Source organism: Opitutus terrae PB90-1 (assembly GCF_000019965.1).
Lineage (GTDB): Bacteria > Verrucomicrobiota > Verrucomicrobiia > Opitutales > Opitutaceae > Opitutus > Opitutus terrae.
This window is the reverse complement of the sequence record NC_010571.1, coordinates 1,240,743-1,253,253: the sequence shown is the minus strand read 5'-3', so window position 1 is coordinate 1,253,253 and position 12,511 is coordinate 1,240,743. Positions and strand designations below refer to the sequence as shown.

Here is a 12,511-nt window from a genome sequence, read left to right as displayed (position 1 = left end):
AGGCCGGGAGACTCACGCCCCGGCGGCCTTGAGGCGAACCTTCCGATCGATCTCATCGAGCGTGAGCTCTGCCAGGTCGCCCACGACGAGGTCGGCGCCGTGCTCGCGCAGCTCAACGGCGTTGTTCTCCCGGGCCACGCCGACGACGAGCCCGAACCCGCCGTTCGCGCCCGCCTGCACGCCCGACACGGCGTCCTCGATGACAATCGCCCGATGCCGAGGCGCGCCGAGGTCGCGGCAGGCGGCAAGAAAGATGTCCGGCTGGGGCTTGCCTTTCAGCCCCAGCCGCTCCGAGACGACACCATCGACCACCGTCGCGAAAAGTGGAGCGGTCCGCGTCTTCGCGAGGATCAGCCCGGAGTTCTTGCTCGAAGTCGCCAACCCCACCTGGATGCCGGCGCTGCGAAGAGTTTCGATCAGCTCGAGCGTAGACGGGTAAACGCGTACGCCGTCCGCCTCGATGATCCCGTGGAAAAGTTCGTTTTTCCGATTGCCGAGTCCGCAGATGGTTTCGGCGCCGGCTGGATCCGTCGACACGCCGAACGGCAGATCGATGTCGCGGGATTTCAGGAACGTCGCGACCCCCTGATACCGCGGCCGGCCATCGACGTAGGCTCGATAGTCGCGTTCGTGGGCAAACTCCTGAAAGCGCTCACCGCGCGCCTGCGCCCGCCGCCGGAGGTACTCGTCGAACATTCGCTTCCACGCCGCGGAGTGCACCGCCGCGGTGTCGGTGATGACGCCGTCCATGTCGAAGATCGCGGCGTCGAACGCGAGGGGCCGAAATGGTTTCGCGGCTCGCGCGTCGGCAGGTTCGCGGTGGCCCGGGCGTCCCGCCCGTGTGGTCACCGTGTCGGCGGTGCGCGCGGCTCGGCGGCGCGGAGCGCCGTCCACGGGCGAGACGCCCGTGCCACGCGCACGTTGACCGTGGGCCACAACGATGGACGGAGACATGGTGAGGGTTTGAAAAAAGTGAGCGGGGCGAACTGCGCCACCCGACGCAGCCGGCCTGTAAGTCGGAGTCGCCTGACCCCGCCGTTGCCGCCGGACTGCCGCGCACGGCGGGGTTGGGCGACCCCGCCCTACAGATGACGGCATCGTTGCGTGGAGAGGCGCTCGTGACTGCGCGCGACCGGCTGAGTCGCGCGCAGCATCACGACCTCAGAATTCGAACGTGTTGGTGAGCGTGAACGTCTGCACCGGAGCGATGCGGTAGCCGGCGGGAGTTCCGCCGGGCTGGCCCGGGATCGGTCCCTGCACCGTGATGGGAATCAGACCATCATTCTTGCCGACGTTCTGGACGTTGAGTTGAACGCGCCAATCGATCTTCGCGGTGAGCTTCCGCCGGTAACCCACCCAAAAGTCGACGTAGGTCTCGGACGGCCCCTTGTAGGGATTCGCGAGGTCGAACCCGAGGCTCGCCGGATCGGTCGGGTTGCCGGTCGGAGGATAACCGAGCGTATCCCCGCTCTGATACCGCACGGCACCACCCGCACTGAAGCCCTTGAGGAACCCGTCGGTGAAATCGTAGTTCGTGATGAGATTGTAGTGCCAGGTACGAATCTCCGGGGCGGAGGCGCCTTCGATCAGCTTCAGGCTGGCCCAGTCCGCGCCGAGGCCGCGGTTTCCGGGAGCTCCGACGCCCGTATAGAACACCTGCCGGGCATCCGGAACATCGGAGGTGCCCCACCAGAAGTGCATCTTTCCGCCGTCGCCGTTAACCATCGTGATGATCTGCTCCATCATCTCGTTGAGCGCGTCGCCGCCGATGTTGCTGCGGACCGCCGTCATCTTGCTGGCGTTGAAGATCAGCCGCCAATTCGGCAGCGGCTGGGCGCTCAGTTCGAATTCGTAGCCTTCCGAGACACCGTCCTCGGTGAGAGCAAAGCCGTTCGGGACGGAGTTCACATTCGTGTACGGGTTCCCCGTCTGGTTGGACTGGATGAACTCTTTGCTGGTGAAACCCCACGCTGACCAGAAACGCGGATCGACGGCATTCTGGAACGCGCGCACTCCTGCGACCGCCGCGGCTTGACGCGCCGCCAGTTCAGGCGACTGGGTCGTCGTGCTGTCGCTGAACATGTACTGCTCGATATTGGAGCCGCTTTTCATCGGCCCCCAGACGGGGCCGCCCTGGATGGCCGGATCGAACATGTTCGTGTAGTTCGTCAGGCTGCCGATCCACCAGTTGAAATCGTTCGCGAAGATGTTGTTCAGCGACGTGATGTTCTTCTGCGAAGTGACGTACTTGCCGACTTTGAGCGAATATTTCTGGTCCCGCGTCGCGATCGTGATGCTGCGATCATACGTCTTGCCGGACGGCGGTGCGATCTCCTCACCATACACATTCACGCGGCCAGCGAGCGGCTGGAAGTTCGTGGAGTGACTGTACGCAAGACTGACCTCGAACGGCAGGTTCTTCGTGAGGCCCTTGAGGCCCGGCAAGTCCATCAGGTGCGCCACGAAGCTCTCGGAGCGCGAACCGACTTCCAGGACGTGATTCGCGCTACCCGTAATGGTGTAGTTGCTCAAGTTGATCTGCGGGTCGTTTCCGAGAACGCGCTGGAAGCCGTAGGCCTTCGCCGTGTCTCTGCGCCAGCCCAGTGTCGCGACGATGCTGTCGTCGAGCATCTTGCCCTGCCAGACGAGCGCTTTCGACACCGTCTGGGCTCGGTTCAACGCCGCGCTCGTCGTCAACGCGTCGCGATTCGCGTCCGAATCAGCGTGGGTGATGTTGAGCGGGGCGGTCGTCCAGCCCACGTAGTTGGCGGGATTGTTCGCCTGCGTGAAGTTGGCGGGATTGACCGCTCCGGCACCCGCCGCCGCCAAGTAACCCGGAGCCAATTTCGTCGGATCGAGGGTGAACGCATTGTTCGTCCAAGGATCGGTCGGACGGACGCTCGCGGGGGCATTCCAGGTATCGTCGAAATAGGTCACCGCGCCGCTGGCAATCATCGGAGTCCCCGAAATCACCGGGATACTGGCACCGGTGGCCGACTTGCCCAGCAACGACGGCCCGAGATACATGACCATCGCGGGCCGCACGAACGTGAAGTTGACGGTCTGCGGGTCGAGATCCGGGTCCTGCAGTCGATAGACGTTCGGATCGCGGTAGCCGTAGCTGTCCCAGCCACGATTGTCGGTGGTCTGCTCCGAGTCCGCCCAGAGGCCGGTTACCGTATGCTTGCCGACAATCCGGCCCAGCCAGCCCGGAAGATCCTCGCGGAGGTCGCGAGTGACAAACGCCGTCACGCGCTTGTCTTCACTCTCGGTGGCAGTGGAATTGTTGCTGCCGCCGACCGAGGAAACAAAGGGACGGCCCACGTTAGGATTCGCCGTGCCGTCGGAGTACGGGACGCCTGTCAAACCCGCGTCCGCCGTGCCGTTGTTGTACACGGCCATCGGATCGATATACAGGGTCACGTTGCCACCCAGGAGCGCGCTCTGCGTGAACTTGTAGGCTTCCTTGTTGTAGTCGAACGAGAGACCGATCTGGTCGTTCAGCGCGGTGGTCGCGACATTGAACGTCGCACGGTGGAACCGCTGCCGTTCGCGCTTGGTGTCGCCGTCGATCAAATGATTGTAGAAGTCGAAGACCGACGGATCGGTGATGACGTTGTTCTTGAAAATGCCCGCGCCGGAGTAAGGCAGGTTCGCATTGACCGCCCAAGTCGCGGTGGGAGCGATGCTGGCCCAGGACCCGGGTGCCGTGACGTAGCCGAGCGAGAGGTTTCCCTGGTACTGTTGACTCGCGGTGGTGACCCAATAGGCGGTTTGCGCACCGCCGCCATTGCCAAAGAAGGCCACCGGATTGTTGGCGTTGATGCTGCCGCCGAAGTTGGAATTCTTGATCCAATCCGAGGCGTAGGGAATCAACATGGAGCCCGCATGCTCATAGGCGGTCGGACGAGCGACGCCGCTGCCGATGCGACCCGATTGGTTGTCCCAGAGCTGCCAGCCGTTGTAGGTGGCTTGATTCGTTCCGCGCGCGACTGACCTGGCGCTTCCGTTCGGATCCGTTACGGTTATGGTACCGTCTTCGAAGAACGGCGTAATCTGATCCTGCGGCGGCAGAATGCGCGGATTGTTGCTGTCGATCCTGCCGGTCTCGAAACCGGCCTTCACGGTGAACCGGAATCCGTTTCGATTGAGCGCCTCCGGCTCGTAGCGCAGCGATCCAGCCGCGCGCCGGTCGTTCGTGAACGCCTCCTCCTGCTGGTATTTCTCCTCGTTGTCGAGCAGGTTGAGCCGAATCGCCAGCTGGTTCTCCACGAGCTCACGGTTGAGGTCCAGCGACCCGCGCAGGGTGCCGTAGCTGCCAATGCGGGTCTCGACCTCGCCCGAGTTGCGGAAACTGGCCACCTTCGTGCCCGCATTGATGATACCCGCCGGACTGCCTTGGCCAAAGAGGATCGAGTTCGGACCGCGCTGCAGATCGACGCGGTCGATGTTGTAGCTGTCCCACGGAATCTGGGAGAGGAAGAAGTCGCGGGTGTTGTCGGCGGCCGCGAGTCCACGGACACGCGTGGTTTCGCTCGGGCGGGACGGCTCGGCCAGCACGGCGCCGTCGCCGGTGCCCGCGAAGTTGCCGTTCACGCCGCCGACCTCGGAACCGACCGTGTACTGCAGGAGCGAGGTGTTGCCGGTGGCTCCGGTGTCGCGCAGAAACTGTGTTGTGACCACCGATACCGCCGCGCCCACGTCGCGCAGCTGCGTGTTCAACCGGTTGCCCGCGAGTGTCGTCGCCGCCGCGTAACCTTCCGATTCGCTCGCCGACACTTCGAACGGCGACAGCATGATGATTTCTTCGTCTTCGACCGGTGCAGGCGCCGGCGGGGTGGTCGTCTGCGCGCCCGCGAACGGCGCCGCGACGCAGAGTACGGCCAGCCAGGACGGAAGCAGTCGGCGATGAGAGGTGCGGGAGTGCTCTGCCGAGCCCAAGCAAGCACGAGGGGTAGTCGGAACTGGTTTGCTCGATTTCATAGAGGAGATGACAGGACGGGGTTCAGCCGCAGGCGGCTGGGAGGGGTGAATGTGATCAGCGATATCGTACGCGGCGCCGGGCGCTACATCGCTCGTCTGCAAACGTTGCGGGCCGTCGTGGCGCGGGCCCTCGTGTGCTCGCGGCGAAGGCGTCTGGCCGACGCCTCCCGCGACGCAACGCGTTCGCTCGATCGGCGGCCCCGCGCGGGCCGGCACCTTTGTGTCATCACTCGCAACTGCTGTAACCTTTCCGGCCGCCGCCGTGTTTTCCCGCACGTCACTGAGCGCACTTCAACCACTCCGCGCTCGGAAAAACACATTCCCCCCTCTCCTGCTCCTATGAAAAAATCCTTCCTTCCCGGCGCGCTCCTGGCCGCCGCGCTTCTCGCCACCGGCGCCGCCGCCGCGACTCCTGACACGCCCATCACCGCTGATACCGCCTCGACCGTTCGCCCCGTTCCCGTGCAGGTCGTCGCGCCGACGGGGCTGCCTTCGCGCTTCAAAGACGCCACCGTCAAACTCACCTTCATCATCGATGCGGCGGGCAACGTACATGACGTGGCGCCCGTGGGCTTCATGCCCGAGGACCTCAAGCAAAAGCTGCTGCCGGTGATCGCGCAATGGAAGTTCCAGCCGATGCTGGAAAACGGCCGGGCGGTGCCGGTGCGCGCCATCTTCCCGCTGACGCTGGGGGCCGAATCCTGAGCCAGCGCGGTGCGGCGCGCCGCGCGGCTCTCGCCGACCGGGTTACTCTTCGTTCTCTGTCGTCCACTCGCGCCGCGCGGCTTTGTGCGCGGCGCGTTTTTCACGCTTCTTCTGCAGCCACGGCGGCTCGGCCGCCTGGCCGGCCATGATGCAGCCGAGCGGATGAATCTCGCCCACCACCGACGCGAGTTGGAACCGCTCGATCTGCTCCTTCACCTTGGATGCGTCCTTGTAGCCGAGCGGCGTCTCCGACAAATCCGGCGCGCCGTTGAACCAGCGGATGTCGAGTCCGCCGGTCGTCTCGGCGAGCACCTGCTTCACCCGCGCCGGATCGATGTCGCCTTCGGCATCACGGTAGGGCGCGAGCATCGCCTTGCGCGAGAGGTTGCGTCCGGCGCCATGCGGACAAAACGAGAGAAACTCGTCGTTGTCGCCGCCGAGCACGATCAGGATCTCCCGCGCCATGTTCAGCGGAATCAGTCCCAGCAGCGGCCGACCCTTCGCGTCGCGCCAAGCCGGCGTCGCGCCTTTGCCGTGATAGAACGCGTCGCCGCGCTGCCACACGAAATTGTGCTCGTTGCCGAGCTGGGCCAGCGGCCGCAAACCCACACGGTGCAAAAACTCGTCGTGGATCAGCGCGTGATTCACCCGCGTCCATCGGGCCACGAACTGCAGCGCGGCCCAGTAGTCGCGCCCCTCGCGCGAGTCCGCCGGCAGCCAAGCGGCCGCCTCGGGGATGCTGGTCGCGTTTTGCCGCATCCACGCGCGCGCCTCGATCATCCCGTGTTTGTAGACATTGGCGCCCAACGCGCGCGAACCGTGGTGCGTCACCAGCACGTGGAAACCACCTTCGCGCCGCTCGATCGCCGCGGCGAGGTCGGTGTCCCCGGCGCGGGCGATCGCGCGATGCTGGTCCGGCGTGAACTCAATCCGACCAACGTAGGCGAAGTGGTTTCCGTCGCCCTGAGTGCCGAGAAATTCGCGCGCGCGGCCCTGCAGTCCGGCGAGAAAGGGATTATCCCACACCGGCTCCTCCAGCAGCGTGGAGTAAAACTGCTTGCCGCGTGGCCGGCCGCCGGCGCCGAAATGCGTCGAGGCCCAGAGGTGATCCATCAGTTCGCCGACCGGACGGTTGTCGGCGAAAAAGCTGGCGAACATCGAGCAGCAGATGTCCGCCGAGTGCGCGCCTGGCAGTAGCGCGTTCTCCACCTCGATCGCACCACCGACCGGAATCGTCGCGATCCCCGCGCCCGCGGGACACGTGTCCGGCATCAGGGCTCCGCGCTTGATCACCGGCACGTGCAACAGCTCCAGCATCCGCGCGCGCGAGGCCGCGACGCTGGCGATTTCGGCCGGTGTCTCGGCCGCGATCGCCTCGCTGCAACCCGCGGGCGTGCTGCGCAGTTCTGCCCGCAGCGCGAGTTTCGGGAAATCGGCCTCGAGGGCCGCGAGCACGCCCGCGCGATCGAGTCCCGTCGCCTCGAGCTCGCGTGCGCGTTTCAGCACCATCCCCATGCGCGCATCCTCCCGCCAACCCGCCGCGATCAGGTCGCGCGCTTTGATTTCCATGCCCATCCAGCAACGTGGGCGGCGATGCTCGATTTGTCGACCGCGGTCGGATCGGGACTCGGTCAACGGCAGAGAACGCAAAGCCCGCAAACCAGCGGAGCATTCGATCTGAAACGCAGAGGACGCGAAGGGCGCGGAGAAGCTCAAAAACTTCGCGGCCTCCGCGTTCTCCGCGTTTCCGCTGGCTGGGCGCCTTTCTTCTCTGCGCGCCCGGCACCTGGCGCGTCAATGGATCACTTTCACTCCGGCGCCGTCACCGCTGCGAACTCGAACGGGATTTTCACTTTGACGTCGACCGGCTGACCGCCGCGGGTCGGAGGCTGAAACACCCATTGCGCGATCGCCGTCGCCGCGGCCCAACCAAACTCCGGCTGGGTGGCCGAGACGATCCGCGGCAGCCGCACGCGTCCCTCGCGGTCCACGACAAACTCGATCTCCGCGCGGCCTTTCGGCCCGCCATCGGCGCTGACCAGAGATCCCGGATACGCGGGCGGCGCGCGATAGATCGGCGCGAGCTTGCGGTCGAGTCCCTTCGCCGAGCCGATCTGGCCGGCTCGCATGGCGATCACCAGCCGCGCGATCGGATCCGTCGACTCTGTCAAATCGGCGGGCACCGCCTTGAACGCGACGCGCTGCATGAGCGCGATGGGCGGCGCGCCGGGATCCCCGAGCGTGCGCCCGTAACCGGAAGCTTCGATCGCCGCCGCCAGCGCCGCACCGAACTCCGGCTGACTGGCTTCGCGCACCCGCACCCCCCGCACCCGGCCGGTGGGAGTCACCTGGTACTCGACCGTGGCCGCGCCCTCTTCGCCCCGGAGTAGCGCGTCGATGGGCCAGACCGGATCCGCCACGAAGGTCGGCCGCGGCGCGGTCGGCGGCGGGGAGCCGTCCGGCGCCGTGATCCGATTCGCCGTCAACACCTCTTCCGGTTTGTCGAAAAGCGCCTCGAACGTCATCACCGCCTCCACGTTGGCGCGCACGGCGAGGTCGCCCTGCATGGCGGGTTTGAACGCCCAGCGTTCGAGCGCCTGCAAGGCCGGCAGCACGAACTCGACGTGCGACGCCGCGTCGATCCGGGGCTGGATCAGCCGGCCATCGGTCGTCACCACGCCACCGAATCGCACCGCGCCGGCGAGTTTGCGATCAACCAACACGCTGGGATACTCGCCCGGCGGTGACGACTGCGGTTCCGGCGTGGTGCGGGCCGGCAGCGAGAAGGTCTGCTCCTGTGGCGGAACCACGGAGGGCTTCAGCTGGCCGCGCGCGGGCGAATAAGCCACGAGGGTCTCGAGACAGCACGGCGCCGGCTTTTGCTCCTCGATCGCCGGCGCGAATTTCCACGCCCGCACGGCCGCGAGCGCCGAGGCGACGAACGCCTCGTCCGAGTCGGGCATCGCGCGCGCGGACGTGACGATGCCATGCTCGTCGACGATCAACCGCACGGTGACCATTCCGCCGGTTTTCTTCGCGAGCTGTTCCGGCGGATACACGGGCGGGCTCCACTCACGCAGGAGCGCCGGGCCGTCCGCGACGAGCGGCGGCTCCGGTGGCTGAGCGGAAGCGGTCGCCGCGCGAGCGATCGAGCCCGCCAGCAGTCCGGCGCAAATCAGAGCAAGGAGACCGATACGCGCGAGAAGCATGGGGAAAAGAAAGAACTCCGAGCGCTTAGGATGAGGGCGGCGAGGCGGGCGCGGCGAGCGGAGGCCGTTTGAACGCAAACGGCACCGACACGCGCACCGCGCCGGGCTTGCCCCCGCTGGTCGGTGGATCGAACCGCCATTCGGCCACCGCCTGGACCGCCGCGTAGCCGAACTCGGGAAGCGAGGCCGACACCACGCGCGGCACACACACGCGCCCCTTGTGGTCGATCAACACCTCGACCACCGCCTCGCCCTCCACGACCTCCTGCGGAACGCTGCTGGGAAACCGCGGCGGCTTCGTTGTCTCGGGCTTGATGGGTTGGTCCAGTTTGTTCGCGGTAAGAATCTCCTCGGGATGCTTCTGCTCGAGCCGCAAAGCCGCCCAGTCGCTTTCGGGGACGAGCGTGCGTTCGCTCGGGTCGAAGTCGTGTTCGAAGCCATACATCGCCGGAATGGGATGCCCGCCTTTGAGCGCAGGCTGGAATGCGAACATCTCCGCCGCTGCCTCGAGTGCGTAACCCAACTCCGGTTGCGGCGCCTTCGCCACGCGCACCTCGAGCACGCGGCCATCCGCGCCCACGAGCACCGTTACTTGGGCTGTGCCGCGCTTGCCCTCGCGGAGGAGCGCGTAGGGATATTTCGGCTGCACCAGGGTGGTGAGTTTCGGCGGCGTGTCGTAGCGCAGCTCCGGCGGCAGCTTCGAGAGGTTGGCTTTCTGTTTAACCTCGAGCCCATCGGAACCGCCCCCGGGTGCGTCCCTCAGTTCGAATCGAATCCCCTGTTGCACGAGGGTATTAACTGGCCGGCCGTGCACCGTGGCCGGTTCGAACCGCCAGCGGCTGATCGCCTCGATCGCCGCGGCGTTGAATCCCGGGTTGAGCGTGCGCACCACGATCGGCTTGCGCACGCGCCCCTCGTAATCGACGACGAATTCCACCACCACGTCTCCGCGCAGTCCGCTCGCCTGCATCGACCAGGGATAATGCGGCGAAGTGGCCTGCAGGATCTTCGGCGGAACCTGCTCCCCGCCCGAAGTCGCCTCGGGCGGCACGACAATGAACGGCACGCGCAGCTCCGCTTCCACCGGCTGACCGCCCCGCCGCGCCGGCGCAAACCGCCACTGCGGCAGCGCCCCGCGCAGGAGGTCGGCGAGTTCATCGGGCGCGCCGCCGGCAAGCGTCGCCTCGCCGTTCGGGCGCACGCGGACGTTCGCCCAAACGGTGCGATTGGAACACATCGGTTCGCGCCGTTCGGGTTTCTGTCGCGGGTCGATGATCACCTGCGCGTCGAGCAACCGCGGCGTGGCGTCAGCGCGTTTCAGCGCAGCGCCGGCGGGGTTGAAAACCGCTGTGACGCGCACCCGGGTGTTCACCGCGCGGCCGTCGCGCTTGCCCGGCTTGAACCGCAGCCGGGCATCGTAGCTGTGCTCCAGCGCATCCGCATAGGCCGGCTGCGTGCCGTAGGTGACGAGCTGCACGCTACGGCCATCGTCGCTCAGCCAGATCTCAAACATGGCCCAGCCGAGGTCGGGGCTCTGCTTCAGCTCCTCCGGAAATTCGGGGCGAAACGCCGCTTTCCTCGTGGGCAACTGGTCCGGCGGGTCGTCTGCGTCGAGCCAGGAGATCGGGCCCACCGTCACGTCCTGCGCCAGCATCAGCGACAGCCAGCCCAACACGAACAGCGGCACGCAACAGCGGAGCAACCAGCGGGGACCCGGCGACATTTGCAGGAAACCTGCAGTGCGCGCTTCAGGGGTCAACGGCGTTTAGCGTGCACCGCGCCAAGGCGGCACGTCCCGTTCACGCTGCCGCTAAGGGCGCCTCGGCGGGGGTGGCCCGCCAACAAACCGAGGTCAGCGTCACCTCAGCCGCGGCCGCCGCGGAGCACGTGGAGATGATCGACGCCGTTCGCCTCGAATTCGCGCCAGTAGCCGTCCTCAAACTCGCCCAGTTTGTCCTCGTGTTCCTCCGGCAGTTCCTCGATCTCCGCCGCCTCGGCGCCGATCTCCGCGCGGAGATCGCGCGCCGCGAGCCGCGACACGAGCTCGCTCCAGAACACGTCGTCGACAAACGCGTCGATCTTCTCCTGCGGCACGCCGCCCGTCAGTTTCTCGTTGGGAAAATATTCCCCGTTCACGTCGGTTTCCACCAGCTCGGCGCAGCCGAACACCTCGGCGAGCCCGAGCACCTTTTGCGCGACGTCGCCGTAACGTTCCGGCATCGTGGCCGGATCATCCGCGCGGGCTCCGGCCATCGTCAGCCCCATGTGCACCAGCTCGAGCAGGCGCGCATACTCCTTCGTGGTGAACGACACTTTCATGTCCGCACTGGACTCGGCTCGGTTCGATCGCGCAAGGGTGAAGAAGCGAGGGCGTCGGGCGAGCAGCGATAAGCGGCAGGCCTTGGGCGGTAAGCTGGAAGCGGCACGCATCGGCCGAGGTAAGCGCGTTGCCCAACGTGCTTCCGTAGCGGAACCCGTGAGACTTTCGCTGAAACACCGCCGCGTCGCAATCGACGCAGTTGCGCGTGCGCGTCGAACGCGTTCAGGGCGACGCGTTCCATCTCGATCCGCAGGACCCGCGCGGGTCACGACGAGCGATCCGTCGTCGTGTCGGGCGCTCGCTTTTGCGCCTCTTGCGCCTTTTTGCGGCCATCTCGTTCGGGCCGGCGAGACGCCCGCGCTCCCAGGCTGACGGCTTTGCGCTTACCGCCCAGAGCCTACCGCTTATCCGCATGCCGGTACTGCATCGGCGAAATGCCATACGCCGCCCGAAACGCGCGGCTGAAGTGATAGATCGAATTGAACCCGCACTGCTCCGCCACTTCCGACACGCGGTTCGGCGTCAGCCGCAGCAGCCCGCAGGCCTTCTCCAGCCGCAGCCGACGCAAGTGCCGGCCGATGCTGACGCCGCACGAGGCCCGGAACCGCGCGCGCAAATGACTCGGGCTGATGCCGAGCGTGTGGGCAATCTGCTTGATCCCGCTTCGCTCCGGACCTTTCTGCGCAAGCTGGTTCACCTGCATCACCACGCCGGGCGACGCCTCGGGTTCGAGCGGCGCGCGGCGCGGCGTCCGGGCGAGCCGGCGCACGCGCGCCAGCAGCAGCGCGAGCAGCAGCGCCGGCAGGTCGGACTCGCGACCCTCCTGCTCATAGGCCGCGAGAAACTCCGTCGCCACGCCCTGCACCGGAGGCGTGAGCGGAAAGGGTTTGAACCGCAGCGACGCGAGCTGGCTCGTGTCCGCCAGGTCGAAGGTCACGAACAACCACAGCATGCTCTCACTCTGCGGATGCAGGTAATGGTGAAACTGGAACGGCAGCACGATGAGTCCCTCACCCGCGCCGAGTCGCAGCACGCGATCGTCGACGCACACCGTCACCGCCGTGCGCAGCGCGAGGATAAGCACGCAACGATGGTGCAGCGCCCGCCCGCGCCGCGGACGGTTCAGCTCCGATGCGGCGCGGCGCTGGAAGCACACGATGTTGTCGGGCAGCGCCACCGCGCCCGGCCGCCGGCCCATCAGCGGATGCGGCGGCTGCGGCAACCGGTTCACGAGCGTCGTGAGATCGGGCTTGGAAGTCATTTCTGTTAAAAACATCGTCGTTTCTGCCATTTT

General features: G+C 66.4%; 8 protein-coding genes. 1 reads left to right on the top strand and 7 read right to left on the bottom strand.

Going from position 1 to position 12,511, the window contains the following annotated elements:
- Positions 1-12: 12 nt before the first annotated feature.
- Complete coding sequence (locus OTER_RS05110; protein WP_012373840.1) at positions 13-954, bottom strand: HAD family hydrolase; 942 nt, start codon at positions 952-954, stop codon at positions 13-15.
- Positions 955-1,161: 207 nt separating this feature from the next.
- A complete protein-coding gene (locus tag OTER_RS05105) occupies positions 1,162-4,941 on the bottom strand; it encodes a TonB-dependent receptor plug domain-containing protein (RefSeq protein WP_044891582.1) in 3,780 nt (1,259 codons plus the stop codon).
- Between the two features lie 381 nt (positions 4,942-5,322).
- Between OTER_RS05105 and OTER_RS26585 the strand changes: the two genes are divergently transcribed.
- Complete coding sequence (locus OTER_RS26585) at positions 5,323-5,688, top strand: energy transducer TonB (protein ID WP_012373838.1); 366 nt, start codon at positions 5,323-5,325, stop codon at positions 5,686-5,688.
- 42 nt (positions 5,689-5,730) lie between these two features.
- Here OTER_RS26585 and OTER_RS05095 read toward each other — a convergent pair whose 3' ends face one another.
- The 5 genes from OTER_RS05095 to OTER_RS05075 all read right to left on the bottom strand — a co-directional run bounded on the left by OTER_RS05095 (position 5,731) and on the right by OTER_RS05075 (position 12,478).
- Entirely contained in the window at positions 5,731-7,257 is a 1,527-nt protein-coding gene (locus tag OTER_RS05095; protein WP_237702447.1) for an RtcB family protein, read from the bottom strand.
- Between the two features lie 239 nt (positions 7,258-7,496).
- Complete coding sequence (locus tag OTER_RS23735) at positions 7,497-8,897, bottom strand: energy transducer TonB (RefSeq protein WP_012373836.1); 1,401 nt, start codon at positions 8,895-8,897, stop codon at positions 7,497-7,499.
- Positions 8,898-8,922: 25 nt separating this feature from the next.
- A complete protein-coding gene (locus tag OTER_RS23730) occupies positions 8,923-10,620 on the bottom strand; it encodes a TonB family protein (protein WP_012373835.1) in 1,698 nt (565 codons plus the stop codon).
- A 140-nt stretch (positions 10,621-10,760) separates the two neighbouring features.
- Positions 10,761-11,216: a hypothetical protein gene (locus OTER_RS05080; protein WP_012373834.1), complete on the bottom strand. Its 456-nt coding sequence runs from the start codon at positions 11,214-11,216 to the stop codon at positions 10,761-10,763.
- A 398-nt stretch (positions 11,217-11,614) separates the two neighbouring features.
- Positions 11,615-12,478, bottom strand: coding sequence for a helix-turn-helix transcriptional regulator (locus OTER_RS05075; RefSeq protein ID WP_012373833.1), 864 nt, complete (start codon positions 12,476-12,478; stop codon positions 11,615-11,617).
- Positions 12,479-12,511 lie beyond the last annotated feature (33 nt).

Coding starts and splice junctions, on each gene's coding strand:
- OTER_RS05110 (WP_012373840.1), bottom strand. CDS start 954: ATGTCTCCGTCCATCGTTGTGGCCCACGGTCAACGTGCGCGTGGCACG.
- OTER_RS26585 (WP_012373838.1), top strand. CDS start 5,323: ATGAAAAAATCCTTCCTTCCCGGCGCGCTCCTGGCCGCCGCGCTTCTC.
- OTER_RS05095 (WP_237702447.1), bottom strand. CDS start 7,257: ATGGAAATCAAAGCGCGCGACCTGATCGCGGCGGGTTGGCGGGAGGAT.
- OTER_RS23735 (WP_012373836.1), bottom strand. CDS start 8,897: ATGCTTCTCGCGCGTATCGGTCTCCTTGCTCTGATTTGCGCCGGACTG.
- OTER_RS23730 (WP_012373835.1), bottom strand. CDS start 10,620: ATGTCGCCGGGTCCCCGCTGGTTGCTCCGCTGTTGCGTGCCGCTGTTC.
- OTER_RS05080 (WP_012373834.1), bottom strand. CDS start 11,216: ATGAAAGTGTCGTTCACCACGAAGGAGTATGCGCGCCTGCTCGAGCTG.
- OTER_RS05075 (WP_012373833.1), bottom strand. CDS start 12,478: ATGACTTCCAAGCCCGATCTCACGACGCTCGTGAACCGGTTGCCGCAG.